The sequence below is a fragment of the Kocuria subflava genome, assembly GCF_012163155.1.
Classification (GTDB): Bacteria; Actinomycetota; Actinomycetes; order Actinomycetales; family Micrococcaceae; genus Kocuria; species Kocuria subflava.
Genome location: NZ_JAAVUN010000034.1, coordinates 1 through 17,160, shown reverse-complemented (window position 1 = coordinate 17,160; position 17,160 = coordinate 1). Strand labels below are relative to the sequence as shown.

17 protein-coding genes and 1 pseudogene are annotated in these 17,160 nt (G+C 62.7%); 13 read left to right on the top strand and 5 right to left on the bottom strand.

Annotated elements, in window-relative coordinates:
- Positions 1 to 279: 279 nt before the first annotated feature.
- Both GTW58_RS11970 and GTW58_RS11965 read left to right on the top strand, forming a co-directional pair.
- Positions 280 to 1,821, top strand: a complete 1,542-nt coding sequence (locus tag GTW58_RS11970) for an SDR family oxidoreductase (protein ID WP_052209521.1) — start codon at positions 280 to 282, stop codon at positions 1,819 to 1,821.
- Between the two features lie 101 nt (positions 1,822 to 1,922).
- Positions 1,923 to 2,849: an SDR family oxidoreductase gene (locus tag GTW58_RS11965; protein WP_047690038.1), complete on the top strand. Its 927-nt coding sequence runs from the start codon at positions 1,923 to 1,925 to the stop codon at positions 2,847 to 2,849.
- Between the two features lie 136 nt (positions 2,850 to 2,985).
- Here GTW58_RS11965 and GTW58_RS11960 read toward each other — a convergent pair whose 3' ends face one another.
- Both GTW58_RS11960 and GTW58_RS11955 read right to left on the bottom strand, forming a co-directional pair.
- Positions 2,986 to 3,273, bottom strand: coding sequence for a YrhK family protein (locus GTW58_RS11960; RefSeq protein ID WP_119933654.1), 288 nt, complete (start codon positions 3,271 to 3,273; stop codon positions 2,986 to 2,988).
- Positions 3,274 to 3,354: 81 nt separating this feature from the next.
- Positions 3,355 to 3,882 (bottom strand): annotated as a pseudogene (locus GTW58_RS11955) (VanW family protein); the annotation flags it as partial.
- Between the two features lie 78 nt (positions 3,883 to 3,960).
- On the opposite strand from GTW58_RS11955, the gene GTW58_RS11950 reads away from it, so the two are divergent.
- Positions 3,961 to 4,995 (top strand): IS30 family transposase, encoded by a 1,035-nt coding sequence (locus GTW58_RS11950; protein WP_119933656.1) that lies wholly within the window; start codon positions 3,961 to 3,963, stop codon positions 4,993 to 4,995.
- On the opposite strand, the gene GTW58_RS11945 is transcribed toward GTW58_RS11950, so the two are convergent.
- Together GTW58_RS11945 and GTW58_RS11940 are read right to left on the bottom strand one after the other, a co-directional pair.
- The gene (locus GTW58_RS11945) at positions 4,926 to 5,303 is read right to left on the bottom strand and encodes a hypothetical protein (RefSeq protein WP_157980572.1); all 378 of its coding nucleotides are present in this window, start codon (positions 5,301 to 5,303) and stop codon (positions 4,926 to 4,928) included. The two genes, GTW58_RS11950 and GTW58_RS11945, sit on opposite strands and share 70 nt — an antisense overlap.
- 141 nt (positions 5,304 to 5,444) lie before the next feature.
- The gene (locus GTW58_RS11940) at positions 5,445 to 5,822 is read right to left on the bottom strand and encodes a hypothetical protein (protein ID WP_119933657.1); all 378 of its coding nucleotides are present in this window, start codon (positions 5,820 to 5,822) and stop codon (positions 5,445 to 5,447) included.
- Positions 5,823 to 6,002: 180 nt separating this feature from the next.
- On the opposite strand from GTW58_RS11940, the gene GTW58_RS11935 reads away from it, so the two are divergent.
- The 6 genes from GTW58_RS11935 (at position 6,003) to GTW58_RS11910 (ending at position 8,897) form a co-directional block, all read left to right on the top strand.
- Positions 6,003 to 6,461, top strand: a complete 459-nt coding sequence (locus GTW58_RS11935) for a PTS sugar transporter subunit IIA (RefSeq protein ID WP_052209342.1) — start codon at positions 6,003 to 6,005, stop codon at positions 6,459 to 6,461.
- 76 nt (positions 6,462 to 6,537) lie between these two features.
- On the top strand, positions 6,538 to 6,738 hold the full coding sequence (locus GTW58_RS11930) for a hypothetical protein (protein WP_052209343.1): 201 nt from the start codon (positions 6,538 to 6,540) through the stop codon (positions 6,736 to 6,738).
- Positions 6,739 to 7,632, top strand: coding sequence for an AI-2E family transporter (locus GTW58_RS11925; RefSeq protein ID WP_119933658.1), 894 nt, complete (start codon positions 6,739 to 6,741; stop codon positions 7,630 to 7,632).
- A 66-nt stretch (positions 7,633 to 7,698) separates the two neighbouring features.
- Positions 7,699 to 7,839 (top strand): hypothetical protein, encoded by a 141-nt coding sequence (locus tag GTW58_RS11920; RefSeq protein WP_156125303.1) that lies wholly within the window; start codon positions 7,699 to 7,701, stop codon positions 7,837 to 7,839.
- 240 nt (positions 7,840 to 8,079) lie between these two features.
- Positions 8,080 to 8,334, top strand: coding sequence for a DinB family protein (locus GTW58_RS11915; RefSeq protein ID WP_047688542.1), 255 nt, complete (start codon positions 8,080 to 8,082; stop codon positions 8,332 to 8,334).
- 119 nt (positions 8,335 to 8,453) lie between these two features.
- Positions 8,454 to 8,897 carry a PTS sugar transporter subunit IIA gene (locus GTW58_RS11910; protein WP_081993588.1) on the top strand — a complete coding sequence of 148 codons (444 nt, stop codon included), beginning with the start codon at positions 8,454 to 8,456 and terminating at the stop codon, positions 8,895 to 8,897.
- A 46-nt stretch (positions 8,898 to 8,943) separates the two neighbouring features.
- Here GTW58_RS11910 and GTW58_RS11905 read toward each other — a convergent pair whose 3' ends face one another.
- Complete coding sequence (locus GTW58_RS11905; RefSeq protein WP_047688544.1) at positions 8,944 to 10,137, bottom strand: zinc-dependent alcohol dehydrogenase; 1,194 nt, start codon at positions 10,135 to 10,137, stop codon at positions 8,944 to 8,946.
- A 196-nt stretch (positions 10,138 to 10,333) separates the two neighbouring features.
- Between GTW58_RS11905 and fdh the strand changes: the two genes are divergently transcribed.
- From fdh to GTW58_RS11880, 4 genes are all read left to right on the top strand, one after another.
- The gene (gene fdh, locus GTW58_RS11895) at positions 10,334 to 13,621 is read left to right on the top strand and encodes a formate dehydrogenase (RefSeq protein ID WP_189587295.1); all 3,288 of its coding nucleotides are present in this window, start codon (positions 10,334 to 10,336) and stop codon (positions 13,619 to 13,621) included.
- Positions 13,618 to 14,664 (top strand): 4Fe-4S dicluster domain-containing protein, encoded by a 1,047-nt coding sequence (locus GTW58_RS11890; RefSeq protein ID WP_119933660.1) that lies wholly within the window; start codon positions 13,618 to 13,620, stop codon positions 14,662 to 14,664. Before fdh ends, GTW58_RS11890 begins: the two co-directional genes overlap by 4 nt.
- A complete protein-coding gene (gene nrfD, locus GTW58_RS11885) occupies positions 14,661 to 15,773 on the top strand; it encodes an NrfD/PsrC family molybdoenzyme membrane anchor subunit (protein ID WP_119933661.1) in 1,113 nt (370 codons plus the stop codon). Before GTW58_RS11890 ends, nrfD begins: the two co-directional genes overlap by 4 nt.
- A 222-nt stretch (positions 15,774 to 15,995) precedes the next feature.
- Positions 15,996 to 16,625, top strand: coding sequence for a phospholipase A2 (locus GTW58_RS11880; RefSeq protein ID WP_119933662.1), 630 nt, complete (start codon positions 15,996 to 15,998; stop codon positions 16,623 to 16,625).
- The last annotated feature ends 535 nt before the right edge of the window (positions 16,626 to 17,160 follow it).

Sequence of the window (17,160 nt, the reverse complement as noted above, 5' to 3'; positions counted from 1 at the left end):
GGTCTCGCGTCCATACCGGGACCCACCCCCTGTTCTTACTAGGGGTGTTGCAACCACCACATGAACCCACACACCAGATGTCGTCCCAAACTGCGCAGAACTCGCTCCTGTCACCGCTCGTGCAGCCGCTCCGAGCCGGTAGTGCAGCGAGCCTCACACCCCTAGACTCTCAGCATGGTGACTAATTCAGGTTTCGAAACGAATCACGACTCCGCCGATGACTCCGGTCAGCCCGAGCCCATCGAGTTCACCTTCCCGGATCGTGTGGTGGAAACGGTCATGGAGCCTCCCCGCGGACGAGTCCTGGTCACCGGATCCACCGGTTACATCGGCGGCCGGTTGGTCCCCCGCCTGGTGGCGGCAGGTGCTGAGGTGCGCGTGGCAGTGCGCAATCCCAGCAAGCTGGATCCCGTGCCGTGGCGGGACGCCGTGGACGTGGTGGAAGCCGACCTCAGTGATCTGAGCCAGACCCTGGAGGCCTGCCGGGACATCCACACCCTGTACTTCCTGGTGCATGCCATGGGCAGCTCCGGGTCCTTTGAGGCCCAGGAGGAAGCCATGGCACACGTGGTGGCCCGGGCTGCCGCAGAAGCCGGGGTAAAACGCATCATCTACGTCTCCGGTCTGCACCCCCAGGGTGAGGATCTCTCCACCCACATGCGCTCACGCGTCAAGGTGGGCGATGTTCTTCTGGCTCACCCCGTGCCCGCGGTGGTTCTGCAGGCAGGAACCGTGATTGGTTCGGGCTCGGCGTCATTCGAGATGATCCGCCACCTGGGGGATCGCCTGCCCGTCATGCCGGCTCCGTCCTGGGTGAAGAACAAGATTGAGCCCATCGCCATCCGGGACGTTTTGTATTACCTGCTGCACGCCCTGGACCTCCCCGTGGACACCAACCGCTCGTTCGACATCGGCTCTCGGGACGTGATGACTTACGCCCAGGCCATGCAACGCTACGCGGAGGTTGCGGGGCGTCGTCGTCCCCTGGTTTTTGCCACCCCCATGCCTGCCCCCAGGCTCTCCGGGTTCTGGATCGGCATGGTGACCCCCATTCCCCTGGGGCTTGCCATGCCGCTGGTGCAGTCCTTGCGGCACGACGCCGTGGCCTCCGAACGGGACATTGACCAGTTCATCCCCCTCCCGCCCGGTGGCCTGACGGATTACCGGACTGCCTGCAAGTTGGCCCTGGAGCGGATTGAAGCCGATGATCTGGAGAACAACTGGGCCACCACCTACGACTTGATTTCCATGGAAGCGGCCTCCGACCCGCTCCCCTCGGACCCCGAGTGGGCCGGGCGCAGCGTCTACGTGGACGAGCGGGAGGCCACCGGGGAGGCCAAACCGGAGGACGTCTGGAAGGTCATCGAATCCATTGGCGGTGACAACGGGTGGTACTCGTGGAAACTCGGGTGGCTGGTTCGCGGCTGGATGGACAAGCTGGCCAACGGGCCCGGGCTCAACCGCGGACGCCTGAGCCGCACCCGCCTACGGGTGGGCGACCACGTGGACTGGTGGGTGGTGGAGAAGATCGAACCGGGCCACCTGTTGCGCCTGCGTGCCCAGATGTTGGCCCCTGGCAAGGCGTGGTTGGAGCTGAGAGTTGAGCCGGATGGACAAGGTTCCACCTACCACCAGCGCGCCATCTTCTTCCCGGACGGACTGCCCGGTCACGCTTACTGGTACGGAGTCCTCCCGTTCCACGCCTTCATCTTCCCCACCATGGCCAAGAACATCCTGGCCAAGGCACTGACCGAGCATCCTGATCAGCCTGCCGAGCCGCCACACGGGCTCAGAGCGAAACTGCGGAGCATTCTCCCCTGAACAGTTTTTAATCAGGCCCCTTATGAATAGGCTGGATGGAACAGGCATCCGTCGATTCGGATGCCACGACTTCCAATCTCTCGGTCCACAAGGAGGCTCCCATGAGCACAAACCAGGACGAACACAAGGAAACCACTGACCAGCTGGTCCTCCAGAACCCGGTCACCCGCTACGAATCCCTTGAAGCACCCAAGCAGCACCAGCCCGAACCCGGCCTGGACAAGGACCTGGAGCCCAAGACGGACCGCGGCCAGTACTCCTACCGTGGCACCGGCCGCCTGGAGGGCCGCAAGGCCCTGATCACCGGAGCCGATTCCGGGTTGGGCGCGGCAGTGGCCATTGCCTACGCACGGGAGGGGGCCGACGTCGCCCTGAACTACCTGCCCGCCGAGCAAGAGGATGCGGAATGGGTGCGTGACGCCGTGGCCGACACCGGCCGCAAGGTGGTGCTGCTGCCCGGTGACCTGGCTGAGCGTGAGGCCGCTGTGGAGTTGGTGGACCAGGCCGCTGAAGCGCTGGGTGGCTTGGACATCCTGGTGAACAACGCCGGGCGCCAGATCGCCATTGAGGACGGGCTGGAGGCCCTGACCGATGAGCAGCTGGAGGACGTTTACAACGTCAACGTGTTCAGCTTCTTCCGCGTGACGCGCGCGGCCCTGAAGTACCTGCCGGCAGGGTCCTCGATCATCAACTGCACCTCCATCCAGGCCTACAAGCCCTCCCCCACGTTGCTCGACTACGCCTCCACCAAGGCTGCCATCAACAACTTCAGCAAGGGTCTGGCCGAGCAATTGGCACCCAAGGGAATCCGCGTCAACGCCGTGGCACCGGGTCCGTTCTGGACTCCGCTGCAGGTCAGCGACGGTCAGCCCAAGGAGAAGCTGCCCAAGTTCGGTCAGGACGTGGGGCTCGGCCGCGCCGGGCAGCCTACGGAGATCGCCCCGGCATTCGTGTTCCTGGCCTCGGCAGAGTCCAGCTACGTCGTGGGCGAAACCCTGAACGTCAACGGCGGCATGCCCACCCCGTGACACCATCCCCGTGACCGCTGAGCGTCCGGGTGTGGCCGCTTCGCAAGCCTGGAAGCGGCCACACCCGGACGCTCGGTAGTTGGGACAGGCTCCGCCACAGGCACACTGACGACGACGCAGCGGGGACGGCCGTGCCTTAGAAATCCATGGAAGAGCTCTGGTCCACCACGGGCTGCAAGCGTCGAATGTGGATCCGGCGCGCCAAGCGGATCACCGGGCGGATCAGCATCATCACGGACCCAAGAATGAACAGCCACGTACCGTCCAGTTGCATGGTTGAGCTGAGAAAGAAGAAACTGCCCACCAGGAACAGCAGTCCAATGAAAATGTCGTTCGCGATCGACAGCACCTCGTAGCGTTGTTGAATCACCAGCTCCTCACGCCCGATGTGAAGAGTCATCACGTTGCCAGTGTTGTCAGACATGCCCCGTCCCTGAGATTGGTTGATGCCTCAGCCTATCGAGTGCATCTGGCCATCCAGCGGGGCTCAGTGCGCCGGAACCGTCTACAGAATCTGGTCCTGAATGAGCTCAGGGTCATAACGAACCAGAGCATCGTTCTCCAGCAGACGTTCCGTGCCGGTGATCAGGCCAGTCCTTTTGTCCCTGAAGTCACGCACCACAACATTGTGTCGGCGCACCTGTGATGCCCCTGATTCTGAGTCCCGCATCCGGTAGAAGTACCCCGATTCCTCCCTGACGTGATACTTCAACGGCAACGGTTGATCGGAACGCAGCTGGCCGCGCCGGTATTCGTCATCCACACGCACCCGGAACTGAAACGTCTGATCCGTGTCGTTACGGACCCTGTAATCCAGGAAATTCCAGACGATCGAAGTCCCCGTGCCAAAGGGGATCTGGCGTTTGAAGTCCGGGGAAAGGTCGAGCCCACTGTGGTGGTGATGTTCCGTGATGGTCAACGGGGAGTGCAACGTCATCCAATGCAACAGATTGGTGAACTGACACAACCCGCCACCCACCCCCTCAGCGGCATGGTCACCCTCCACCGTCAATCCCACCTGGTAACCCTTGGCAACGGTCGGTTCACGGTGGTGTCATAGCGTCGAAGCAACACTCCCGGTCGGCGGGGGTCTGATCGGTGGAGTGTGCGGATGGCGCGGGTGGGGTTGTCGTTCAGTGACAGGTCGGAGATCTCGACGGCCTCGAAAGCGGGCTGGTCGGTGCGGAGGATCGCCCGTCACCTGGGGCGTTGCCCGTCGGTGATCTTGCGGGAGCTTCACCGGAACTCGACGAAGACCCGCGGCTACCAGGCCGTGACCGCAGACGTCAGAGCGCAGCGTCGGCGGGCTCGCCCGCAGCAGCGGAAGGTCGCGGGGGATCCGGTGCTGCAGGCGAGGGTGGAGGCGGATCTGGCCGCGTCGTGGACGCCGAACGAGATAGCGGGCCGGTTGCGTCTGGAGGCGACAGACCCGACCGTTGAACGCATGGCGAACTCTCCTGACGCACGCGGCCGAACCGTCTCCGGTGAAGCTATCTACCAGTACATCTACGCAATCCCGAAGGGTGAGCTCGCCCGCAAGGGCATCTTCCTGCAGTCCAAGCGGACCAAGCGCCGACCACGTACGACCGGGCGGACGCGCGGTGGCCCAATCGTAGGTATGGTCCCGATCGCGGAGCGAGGTGAGGACGCCGCCCAGCGTCGGGTGCCGGGGCACTGGGAGGGTGACCTGATCATCGGGAAGAACGGCACCTCGTGCGCGGCGACGCTGGTGGAGCGGATGAGCGGGTTCACCGGGCTGCTGGCCCTGCCCTCGAAACACGCCGAGCCAACCGCTGACGCGGTCATCGAGTTTTTCAACGACCTGCCCGAGATGATGAAGGCATCGTTGGCGTGGGACCAGGGCAGCGAGATGGCCCAGCACGCGAAGGTCTCCCTGGCCACGGCGATGCCGGTCTACTTCGCCGATCCCCACTCGCCCTGGCAGAGGCCCAGCAACGAGAACACGAACCGGCTCTACCGGGAGTATCTGCCCAAGGGCACGGTGATCCCCGATCACCAGCCCTACCTCACCACCATCGCCGAGGAGATCAACAATCGACCCCGCCGCCGACTGGGCTATCTCACGCCCACCGAGGCATTCGCTCGACTGCTCGCCGGCGAGCCCCATGTTGCTTCGACGCCTTGACATCGCCCACCCACGTTGCGCCAGAAGGAGAAGCTCTGGCCGGGCCGGATCACCACGCCATCTACCAACGGTGCGGCAATGGCAAGTGACTTGGCCTTGCCTTCTTGGAGTTCCGGCTGAGTATTGCCAAGACGGCGTCTGATCAGGGAGTTGTGGGCGTAAATCTTCACCGGAAGATCCTGGCCCTGATGTTCTTTGGTGAACACAGCCCGTGAGACCCGGTCCTGAACATTGCGTTGAACTTGCTGCGGTACAAGCGAAATCTTGTAGGTCAGTGGTGAGATTTCTGAGAACAGTTTGCGCGCCACGACTTCCCCTGTGCCTTTGGATCGCGCCCCCTGAGACTGGGAGCGCCACGTGGTTCAGACGCTACGACTGCGTTCCCCAGCCCCCAAGTTTTCTTGCACACCGTGAGCAACCTGAGATGTATGACGGCGAATGTTACGCGGTCAGAGCCGTCGTGACGGCCGACGACGTCGCGGCAGGACCGCGTTCAAGACCACGCTCAGCGCTCCCAAACCTATGGCCATTGTCAACATCCACCACAGCGGAGCCTCACCGATCGGGCGAGAGTTTCCGTACTCAAAGATCAGTGCCATATCCGCGCTGAACACGATCACACCCAGTGCGCACAGGGCGATCACCAAACCGCGATTCATCCGTTCAATGGCGAATTCGTAGAACAACGCCCCCGCTGTCACGCCGTAACCACCCAGCACGGGCAACAGCAACAAGCCCCAGGTGCACGTCACGGTCATCTCTGCGCTGACCAAGAACATGACAAAGAACAACAAGGTGATCAGGCAGGCCGTCAGGGAGCCAACCACGAGCACATCCCGGACGCGGTCTTCGGTCCCCGTGGGGGACCTTCTGCCGCGGTCTGGATCAGCTGGATCTTGAGGGTTCACCCCATTCACCCTACGTGTGACCTGAGGTTTTGCGCAGGGAGGTCAACGAATCAGGATGGCAACCACCCGAAGCATGAGGGTCTCACTTAATGTGTACGTATGGCCCAGTTGCATGAACTCGTCACGCCGGATTCCATTTGCCTCAACGCCCGCGCGCGCAACTGGCGATCCGCGATTCGTGTGGCCGGCAAGCTTCTGATCAATGCCGGTGTGGGATCGCCCGCGTACACGGACGCCATGATGAAGAACGTGGATGAACACGGCCCGTACATTGTGATTGCACCAGGATTCGCTTTTGCCCACGCGCAAGCACCTGGGCTGGTTCAACGCACCGGCATGGCGTGGGTGCGGCTGAGAAAGCCAGTGAAGTTCGGCAATGAACTCAACGACCCCGTCACCTTGATTGCCGCACTCGCCTCAGCGGACAGCACCCAGCACATCCAGGCCATGCGCCAGTTGATCACCCTGGTGGACAACGATCAAACCCGGGCCCGTCTGCAGACTGCAGCTGACGTCCAGGATTTCATGGCCGTCCTGGGCCACTTGAACCGCCAGTGAGCACCCAGCCTGCATTGACCATCCAATCGGTGGTTGCCCAGGCAATCTCCAGTGACCCGGGCGTAGTCTCAAAACCATGAGCACCTCCACCGGTTTCAAGCGTTCCAGTCCCTGGTCGGACGGCTTGGGCAGAGCTGCCATGCGCGGACTTCAGTTTCTGATCCTGATTACCGTAATCGCGTTGTTGCTGTACGGATTGCTGGCCATCAAAGTGGTGGTGATGGCGCTTCTGATCGCGCTCATCCTGGCCTCCGCGGTCCGTCCGGTGGTGGCGTAGTTGGAGCGCCGCGGCTGGCCTGGTCTGGCATCAGCCGCGTTGGTGTTCTTGAGCTTGATTGTGCTGCTGAGTGCTGTGACCACAGGCGTGGTGTTGGGGATCCAGGACGGCTGGGACAACCTGATGTCCTCCGCGAGCTCCGGTTGGCAGCAACTGCAGGACATGCTCCACAACAGCCCCTGGCCGGTTCTGGTGGATCCAGAAACCATCAATTCCGCCTTGTCACAGCTGCAGGGTGCACTGACCAGCTCTCAAGCTGAGCAAAGTGCCCTGAGCGGCCTGTCCGTGGCCTCCGAGGTCTTGGCCGGTGCCGTTCTGATGTTGTTGACTCTGTTTTTCTTCATCAAGGACGGCCCGCAGATGTGGGCATTCGCTCTCAGTTGGGTCCAGGGCCCGTCCAGGGAGAAGATCCAGGCCTCCGGGCGCCAGACGGTGACCACACTGGGTGGCTACACACGCGGCATCGCCCTGATTGCGGTGATTGACGCCTTGCTGATCGGACTGGGCTTGTGGATCCTGCAGGTGCCATTGGTGGTGCCTCTGACGGTGGTCATTTTTGTCACCGCCTTCATCCCCACCATTGGTGCCCCCATAGCCGGTGCCCTGGCAGCGCTGGTGGCGGTGGTTCACCACATTGACGGCTACATCCTGCACCCCCTGATCATGGGCAAAACCCTGCATCTGCATGGCCCTGTTGTCCTGCTGGCCGTGGCGGCAGGCACGCTGCTGGGTGGCGTGGCCGGCGCGGTCCTGGCCGTGCCGCTGACGGCTGTGGCGTGGGCGATCATCGAGATCTGGACCGGTCGGGACGGCTCCACCGCCGTCAGTTCTGAGACCGCACCCACCGACGACGACGCCCTGCCCACCATCTCTGAACCCACCCCAGCCAACTAGGCAGGGAACTGACCACCACGGTCCACGTGAATTCTGCGGCGACAACGGCGGCTGTAGCCTTCGCCCATGGAGACCATTGACCTGGAACAACAACCGACTCTGGCCACTGAGCTGTGCGTGGCCCCTGGCGAACGGCTGCTCAGCGCCGTGACGGCACTCGGCCAGGATGACCTTGAGGCACCCAGCCACTTGCCCGGATGGACATGAGCCCACGTCCTCGCCCACTTGGCAGGTAACGCAGAAAGCCATGTCAGGCGGCTGGAAGGCGCCCTTCGCGGCGAAGACCTACCTCGGTATCCCGGCGGCCCGGACCAGCGCCGCTGAGGTATAGACGACGGAGTCAAGCTGGGAGCCACCGCACTGATAGACCATGTGGTCCGGTCCCAGGAGCATTTGAATGATGTTCTGCAAAAGTGCGTCCGCGCAGGATGGCCCCACCAGGAGTTCATGGCCCGTGACACCTACCCGGTCAGGGGCTGCCCTGCCCACCGGTTGCGGGAAATAGAGATGCACCACGCTGACCTTGGGATCGGGTACTCGCCACATGACTGGCCCGAGGCATACGTTGCCTGGGATCTGCAGAATCTCTTGGCAACGGTCACGCAGCGACTGACCAGCCAAGATGATGCCCGTTCGCTGCTGGCCTGGCTGGCCGGGCGCGGCGATGTGTCCTCCACATGGACCCTTGAGCCCTGGAGGTGACTTCCGCGGGTGACGGGGCTGCGCCGTCGTCGTGAATAGTCGTCGTGAATACCGGGTCCCCACCAAGGAACAGGCGCCAAGGACTCCCCCACCACTTGCGAACTCCGTAGGCTGTGTTCATGGCGACTTTGCATGAACTGGTGACCCCCGAATCCATCCGCCTGGACGTTCAGGCCGGTGACTGGCGTGAGGCAATGCAGGCCGCCGGTGACCTCCTGGTGACGGCCGGTATCAGCGACGATTCCTACACCGCCTCCATGATCAACAACGTGGAGGAGCACGGCCCGTACATCGTGATCACGCCCGGTCTGGCCTTTGCTCACGCCCGCGCCGACGACGACGTCCACCGAACCGGCATGGCATGGGTCCGCCTGGCCGAGCCGGTGAGGTTCGGACACGAATCCAACGACCCCGTGACCCTGGTGGCGGCGTTGGCCGCCATGAACAGTTCCTCCCACATCATGGCCACCCGCCAACTGGCAACACTGCTGGAAGATGACCAGAAGCGTGCAGCACTGGAATCGGCCACCACGCCGGAGGAATTCTTGGCTGCACTGGCGTGATAAACCAAGCAGGCCGCCACTCAATGTGTCGCGGCCTGCTCGATCATCAGCGGGTGGGGTCCAGCACCACCTTGATGCAGCCGTCCTGCTTGTTCATGAATGTCTCGTAGGCTTCAGCCGCATCGCTGAGCGGGATGCGGTGCGTGGCCAGGTCCTCCAGCCCCAGAACGTCTTGCTCCTGGAAGACGATCTCAGAGAGCTCACCGGTCCACTGGCGCACATGGCACTGGCCCATGGCAATGCGCAGACCCTTGTCAAAGATGTCCCGCACCGGCATGGGGTTGGCGTTGCCCGCATACACACCGGACACGGACACGGTCCCTGAACGGCGAACGCCCTGAATGGCGGTCAGCAAAGCATCCGTGCGGTCAATACCGGCTTTGTCCATCACGGGCTGACCCACGGCGTTGGGCAGCTTGCTGGCCAGCTTCACCACGCCTTCTGCCACCGGATTCCCGTGGGCTTCCATCCCAACGGCGTCCAAAGTGGAGTCCGCTCCGCGGCCGTCCGTGAGGTCAAAGATCGCATCCGCCACGGAATCAACCGTCCGCAGGTCAATCACTTCTGCACCCCAGGATCGAGCCAACTCCAGGCGTTCATCCACCAGGTCCACGGCAATGATCTTCTCCGCGTTGCCTTGGTACTTGGCAGACCGCAAGGCCAATTGCCCCACCGGGCCCAGACCGATCACGGCCAAGGACCCACCCTGGGGCACGTTGGCCCACTTCACGCCCTGCCAGGCGGTCGGCAGGATGTCCGAAAGGTAAAGGGCACGCTCGTCACTGAACCCTTCCGGAACTTTGACGGGGCCAAAGTCTGCGTGGGGCACACGCACGTACTCCGCCTGGCCACCGGGGACCTGGCCGTACATCTTGCTGAAGCCGAACAGGGAGGCACCGGCACCGTATTCCGTGTTCTGCGTGGTCTCGCACTGAGCAAAGAATCCGCGCTCACACATCCAGCAGTGACCACAGGAAACGTTGAAGGGCACCACCACGCGATCCCCCACGCTGAGGTTGGTGACTCCCGGACCAACCTGCTCCACGATTCCCATGAACTCATGGCCCAGCACGTCACCGGCATCCATGTACGGGCCAAACACGTTGTAGAGGTGCAGGTCAGATCCACAGATGGCCGTGGAGGTCACCTTGATGATGGCGTCGGTGGGTTGCTGCAGCTCCGGCTTGGGGATGTTGACCACTTCCACCTTACCGGGAGCCTGCCAAGTCAATGCACGCACGAAGACCTCCTAAGTAAAAAGTTCCCTTACTACTTTGGCACGGAGGTACGTGGTGGTCCAATCGGATCTGGACGGCCCCTGTCAGTCGATGACCGGCGCCAGCGTGACCCTGTCCATGGCCCCACTGCCAACAACGCTGGTCCACAACCGGCGCCGGGCATCGCCTCACGTGGTGATCTGGACTACATTGGCACCCATGGGACGGTTCAGCTTCCTGGAATGGCCGGTGGTGCGCCAGCTGCGCACATCGGACACCACCGCGCGCAGTTCAGCCACCGTTTCCGAGCACACCCGGCAGATCACCTCCCGCAATGCCACCGCAGACCACGTGGTCAGCAGCGTGTGCCCCTACTGCGCAGTGGGCTGCGGACAAAAGGTCTACGTCAAGGACAACAAGGTCATCCAGATCGAAGGCGATCCGGATTCTCCGATCTCCCGTGGCCGGTTGTGCCCCAAGGGTGCCGCCAGCGAGCAGCTGGTCAATGCACCAGGTCGGCAGTACCACGTGCTCTACCGCGCACCCAAGGCCAAGGACTGGCAGCGCCTTGAGTTGAGCAAAGCGATGGACATGGTGGCGGACCGGTTCATTGAGACGCGTCGTCGTACCTGGCAGGACGCCGATGACCAAGGTCGCAAACTCAACCGCACCATGGGCATCGCCTCCCTGGGCGGGGCCACCTTGGACAACGAAGAGAACTACCTGATCAAGAAGCTGTTCACGGCAGCAGGCGCCATCCAGATCGAGAACCAGGCGCGTATTTGACACTCCGCCACCGTTCCCAGTTTGGGAACTTCTTTTGGCCGCGGCGGCGCCACACAGTCGTTGCAGGACATGGCGAATGCGGACTGCATTGTCATCCAGGGTTCCAACATGGCAGAGTGCCACCCGGTCGGTTTTCAGTGGGTGGCTGAGGCGAAGGCCCGTGGGGCTCGTGTGATCCACGTTGATCCACGTTTCACCAGGACCACTGCCATTGCGGACAAGCACGTGCCCATCCGGGCCGGGTCCGACGTCGTGCTGCTGGGCGCCTTGATCAACTACGTGCTCAGCAATGAACTCTGGTTTGACGAGTATGTCCGCGCCTACACCAATGCCTCCTACCTGATTTCTGAGGACTTCCAGGACACCGAGGACCTGAACGGCCTGTTCTCCGGTTACGACCCTGAGAAGGGCGGGTACGACCTTTCCTCCTGGGGATACCAAACTCGTCCCCATGAGGGAGCCTCCGGCCAGAGCCCGGAGCACGGCGAAGAAGTCAGCGATCATGCGGAAGGTGAATCTCACGGAAGTGGCGGCCCGCCGGCAGCGGCGGAACCGTTGCGGGATGAATCTCTCCAGGACCCCAACACCGTGTTCCAGATCCTCAAGCGCCACTACCGGCGCTACACCCCGGAGATGGTGCGGGAAGCCTGTGGCATCTCGGAAGAGGACTTTGACTACCTGGCCCGCTCCATCACGGAGAACTCCGGCCGCGAGCGCACCACGTGCTTTGCCTATGCCGTGGGTTGGACCCAGCACACATTGGGAGCCCAGTTCATCCGCACAGCTGCGATTCTGCAGTTGCTGCTGGGCAACATGGGACGCCCTGGCGGCGGCATCATGGCGCTGCGCGGACACGCCAGCATCCAGGGCTCCACGGACATTCCAACCCTGTTCAACCTTTTGCCGGGCTACTTGCCCATGCCCAAGGTGGAGCTGCAGAGCTCCCAGGAGTACATCAACTCCATTGCCTCCAAGCAGCAGAAGGGTTTCTGGGCCAACGCGGACACCTACGCCGTCAGCCTTCTCAAGGCGTGGTGGGGGGATGCAGCTCAACCGGAGAATGATTGGGCTTATGACTACCTGCCCCGTCTGACCGGCCCCCACGGTACGTACCAGACCCTGACCGCCATGCTGCGGGATGAGGTTGAGGGCTACTTCATCCTGGGTCAGAACCCAGCTGTGGGATCTGCCAATGGGCGCATGCAGCGCATGGGCATGTCCCACCTGAAGTGGCTGGTGGTGCGTGACTTCAGCTTGATTGAATCCGCCACGTGGTGGAAGGACGGCCCGGAGATCGAATCCGGGGAGTTGCGCACTGAGGAGATCGACACCGAGGTGTTCTTCTTCCCCGCAGCCACCCATGTGGAGAAGTCCGGCAGCTTCACCCAGACGCAGCGTCTGCTGCAGTGGCGCCACCAAGCGGTGACGCCACCAGGCGAGGCCGAGAGTGAACTGAAGTTCTTCTATGAGTTCGGGCAAAAGATCCGCGAGCGGTTGGCCGATTCGGATGATCCGCGGGACCGCCCGCTCTTGGACCTCACCTGGGACTACCCGCTTCATGACGACGGCGATCCCGATGCTGAGTCCGTTCTGGCCGAAATCAACGGGCGCTTCCTCACAGGTCCTGATGCCGGCAAGCCGTTGTCCTCCTACGCGCAAATGAAAGGTGATGGCTCCACCGCGGGTGGCTGCTGGATCTACACCGGGGTGTACGCGGACAAGGTGAACCAGGCTGCGCGCAGGGTCCCCGGCAAGGACCAGGACGAGATCGCCGCCGAGTGGGGTTGGGCATGGCCTGCCAACCGCCGCATTCTCTACAACCGTGCCTCAGCGGACCCCCAGGGCAAGCCGTGGAGCGAGCGCAAGAAGCTGGTCTGGTGGGATGAAGAGGCCGGGCGCTGGACCGGCAAGGACATCCCTGACTTTTTGGTGGACCGCGCTCCCGGCACGGTGGCCCCCGAGGAGGCCGGCGGGGCCGCCGCTCTGGACGGGGATGATCCCTTCATCATGCAGGCCGATGGCAAGGGGTGGTTGTTTGCACCCAAGGGAATGGTGGATGGACCCCTGCCCACGCACTACGAGCCTCAGGAGTCCCCGGTCCGCAATCCGCTCTACGCCCAGCAACCCAATGCCACGCGTGAGCTGTTCCCCCGGTGGGACAACCTCAGCGCACCCAGTGAGGGTGAACCGGGGGCGGAGGTCTACCCGTTCATGTTCACCACCTACCGGCTGACGGAGCAGCACACGGCCGGTGGCATGAGTCGCTGGCTGCCGTATCTGGCGGAGCTGCAGCCGGAAATGTTCTGTGAGGTCTCACCTGAGCTGGCCGCCGAACGCGGGTTGGAACACAACGGCTGGGCCACGTTGGTCTCCCCACGTGCCGCCATTGAGGCCAAGGTGATGATCACTGAACGCATGCGCCCACTGCAGTCCGGTGGACGGACAGTGCATCAGATCGGTCTGCCGTACCACTGGGGTGTTGGCGGTGAGGCAGTGGTCAGTGGTGATGCCGCCAATGACCTCATGGGCATCACCCTGGATCCCAACGTGCACATTCAGGAGTCCAAGGTGGGGCTCTGTGACATCCAACCCGGCCGACGCCCCCGCGGCACCGAGCTGGTGGAATTGGTCAAGAAGTACCAGCAACGTGCCGGGCTGGACCTGGAGACCGGCAATGTTCGGGTCACGGATCCGCAGGCAGAAGTGGAGGAGAACCGATGAGCGCTGAGCCCAAGGACGGTAACCCGACTTCTGATGCCCACTACGATCACCCGCACTCACGCCGCGGGTTCTTCACGGACACCTCCATCTGCATCGGCTGCAAGGCCTGTGAAGTGGCCTGCAAGGAGTGGAACCGCAACCCCGCGGACGGCGACTACTCGATCCTGGGTTCCTCCTACGACAACACAGGAGCCCTGGGCGCGGACACCTGGCGGCACGTGGCGTTCATTGAACAGGACAGCCAACGGATCGAGCAGGCACGGGAATCCGGTCGGAAGCTGGTGAGCCTGGGAATGCCCCAGGTGGGCGCGCCCGCATCCGGTTCTTCCGTCGCCTCGGGCACGGGTTCCGCCGGTGGGGGTTGTGGGTCGGGAGGGTGCGGTTCGGCGTCGTCGTCGGATTCGGGCCCCACCCCGGAGTTCCGGTGGCTGATGTCCTCTGACGTGTGCAAACACTGCACCAACGCGGGCTGTCTGGACGTGTGCCCCACTGGCGCGCTTTTCCGCACCGAGTACGGGACCGTGGTGGTCCAGGACGACATCTGCAACGGCTGCGGCACCTGCGTGGCCGGCTGCCCGTTCGGCGTGATCGAACGGCGCGAGGACGGCCTGGTGGACACACCAGCCAGCCGGGAGATGCCGGACACCGTCCGCAAACCCCAGGACGGCGTGGCCCAGAAGTGCACGCTGTGCTACGACCGCCTCAAGGATGACGAAACCCCGGCCTGCGCCAAGACCTGCCCCACCACCTCCATCAAGTACGGGCAACGTGAGGACCTGTTGGCCACCGCCCAACAGCGAGTGGCTCAGTTGCACGAGCAGGGCATGACGGAGGCAAGGCTCTACGGTGCCAACCCCAACGACGGCGTGGGCGGCACCGGCTCCATCTTCCTGCTCCTGGATGAACCCGAGGTCTACGGACTGCCGCCGGACCCGCGCGTTCCCACCGCTGATCTGGCCCACACGTTCAAACGGGCTGGTGTGGCCATGGCGGGCATGGCACTGGCCACTGCCGCCGCATTCGTGGCGGGGGGCCGCCGGTGAGCGTTTCCGAGTTCGACAACTACCGGCCACCGGAGGGACGACGTCGCCGGGGGCGCCGTTCGGCCGGACGGCCCGGGGGTCCTGGCAGCTGGTTCCGGCGCGGCAACGACGGCGCCCGGGAGATTCCCGTGGTGCCCGATGCCCAGGTGGAGCCGTACACCAGCTATTACGGACGGCCCGTGGTCAAGGCCCCTCCGTGGAAGAAGGAGATTGCCACCTATCTGTTCCTGGGTGGCGTGGCCGGAGGCTCTGCCTTGTTGGCACTGGGGGCCCAGCTGACGGATCGGCCCATATTGCGGCGCAATGCCCGGCTGGCCGCCATGCTCGGCTCCGCCGTGGGCAGCACCGCGTTGATTGCAGATCTTGGCCGTCCCGAACGCTTCCTGCACATGCTGCGCACCATCAAGCCCACCTCCCCCATGAGTCTGGGTTCGTGGGTGTTGGTCACCTTCAGCACCTGTGCTGGTGTGGCGGCAGTTTCCGAGGTGGACCGATGGACCGGTTCGCGGTTGCCCCTGGGGCCGTTGCGTTGCGTGCTGCGTGCTGTGGAGCCTTGGTCCGGGGTGGGTGCGGGACTGTTCGGAGCGCCCTTGGCCGGGTACACGGCCGTGCTGCTGTCCGACACCGCCATGCCCACGTGGAACGCCGCCCGGGAGGATCTGCCGTTCGTTTTTGTCAGTTCAGCGTCCCTGGCCTCTGGTGGGTTGGCCATGATCACCACCCCGGTGGATGAGGCCCTGCCCGCCCGTCTGTTGGCGCTGGCCGGCGTGGCGGGGGACGTGGTGGCTCAGAAGGTGATGGAGTCTCGCATGGACCCGGTGGCGGCTGAACCGCTGCATCAGGGAACACCCGGTGTGCTTTTGAAGTGGACCGAACGGCTGCTGCTGGTGGGTGGCTTGGGAACCCTGGTGGGTGGTGGCAACCGTGCCGTGGCAGCAGTGTCCGGGGTGGCGTTGCTGGGGGCATCTGCCTGCACACGGTTCGGCGTCTTCTACGCAGGTCTGAACTCAGCGCGGGATCCGCGCTACACGATCGAACCGCAGCGCCGTCGTCTGGAAGCCCGCCGTGCGGCCGGCCAAACGGGCGACTCCATCACCACCGTGGGCTGAACGTTCCTCTCCCCTTTCCCCGCCGAGTACAGAATACGGACCAAACTCGCGGTCAATTCACTCCCTTCTGTGCGACCAAGGTTGCCGACTAAAAGCAAATCCACTGCACTTCTTGCCTCTTGGAGCCATCAGACATACGATTCAGCATGTCAGAGCGGTACAGCCCCGGCACAGAGTCTAGATTTCACCCAAATTCTGCGCCGCCACGGGAAGGGAAGTGTCATGGTCACTCTTCGCACCACAAGATGGATCGCCATTGCATCTGCAACCTTGCTGCTAATTTCGCTGCTAACCTTGGCTACACCAACCCGAGCTGCGCCGACACCTGCGGCCAGCTCAGCCAATGAAATGAGCAGCGAGCTTACCAAGTCTAATGCAGTAACCTACCAGGGAGTAACCATTACCTGGACGGCATCGGACTTCTCGGACGCCACCTTCACCGAAACACCAACGGTGCCGGACACTCCAGGAACATCTGAAAATGTAACAACCGGGCAAGCCTCTATTATTGCATATAAACAGGCGAAGTTCCGTCTTTCTATTATTCAGGACGGCGGGATAGCTATGGCTTCGGTCAATGGCTGCACTTTTTCGCCAGACCGGTGGGGACGAGCTAACTTCAACGGCGTATGCAACGCCCACGATATTTGCTACGGCAACAGGCAAGGTATTTCACGATACACGTGCGATGTCCGCTTCCTAGTCGGCCTCCAGAGCGTCTGCACCAGCGCATACCCGAATCGCAACCAAGCAGCCACTCGAACCGCGTGCTATGGCGTAGCTCAGGGTTATTACCAAGCGGTTCGGAACTTTGGTTACTTTAACTACAAGGGGAATGGTTCTCGATGGTGACTAAAATTTCATACTTGAAGGATGAGAAATGATCCGCGCCGGCTGGGTAATTACCTTTATCGGATCGGCTATTATTGGAGTGGGTGTTATCTCATTTCTATATAGCCTCTGGTTTCAACCCTACGGTGGAGCCAATATAGGCAGTCCCTTCGTGGTTGCAGCTGGGCTGATCGTTCTAGTTATCGGACTCGTACTGCTCCTGGTGGGATATCAAGACAGAAAGCTACATCGAGTTTCGCAAGTCGTACCTGAGTCCGGTCAGGCCTCTCATCAACAGGAATCAACTCAGTGAATGCCCCGACCCTCCCCCGCCGAGTAGGCCTTTCGATCGCCCCTGAGTGGGGCGGTTTCAGGGGGTGAGTGCAACACCGGATTGATTGGTGGTGTTGTTGTTCATGGGTGCTGCTGTGGTGGCGTTGGCCAGGCGGGTTCGGGTGTTGGAAGAAGCTTTGGAGGGTGTCCCGGTTGAGGTGCTAGCAGCCAGAGAAGGAGTCCGGGCCCGCTCAGTCCGGCGGTGGATAGAGAACGCGGGTCT

What these genes read in the sequence shown, in the direction of transcription:
- GTW58_RS11970 (WP_052209521.1), top strand. Translation starts at nt 280, where the DNA reads ATGGAGCCTCCCCGCGGACGAGTCCTGGTCACCGGATCCACCGGTTAC.
- GTW58_RS11965 (WP_047690038.1), top strand. Translation starts at nt 1,923, where the DNA reads ATGAGCACAAACCAGGACGAACACAAGGAAACCACTGACCAGCTGGTC.
- GTW58_RS11960 (WP_119933654.1), bottom strand. Translation starts at nt 3,273, where the DNA reads ATGTCTGACAACACTGGCAACGTGATGACTCTTCACATCGGGCGTGAG.
- GTW58_RS11950 (WP_119933656.1), top strand. Translation starts at nt 3,961, where the DNA reads ATGGCGCGGGTGGGGTTGTCGTTCAGTGACAGGTCGGAGATCTCGACG.
- GTW58_RS11935 (WP_052209342.1), top strand. Translation starts at nt 6,003, where the DNA reads ATGGCCCAGTTGCATGAACTCGTCACGCCGGATTCCATTTGCCTCAAC.
- GTW58_RS11930 (WP_052209343.1), top strand. Translation starts at nt 6,538, where the DNA reads ATGAGCACCTCCACCGGTTTCAAGCGTTCCAGTCCCTGGTCGGACGGC.
- GTW58_RS11920 (WP_156125303.1), top strand. Translation starts at nt 7,699, where the DNA reads ATGGAGACCATTGACCTGGAACAACAACCGACTCTGGCCACTGAGCTG.
- GTW58_RS11915 (WP_047688542.1), top strand. Translation starts at nt 8,080, where the DNA reads ATGGCCCGTGACACCTACCCGGTCAGGGGCTGCCCTGCCCACCGGTTG.
- GTW58_RS11910 (WP_081993588.1), top strand. Translation starts at nt 8,454, where the DNA reads ATGGCGACTTTGCATGAACTGGTGACCCCCGAATCCATCCGCCTGGAC.
- GTW58_RS11890 (WP_119933660.1), top strand. Translation starts at nt 13,618, where the DNA reads ATGAGCGCTGAGCCCAAGGACGGTAACCCGACTTCTGATGCCCACTAC.
- GTW58_RS11880 (WP_119933662.1), top strand. Translation starts at nt 15,996, where the DNA reads ATGGTCACTCTTCGCACCACAAGATGGATCGCCATTGCATCTGCAACC.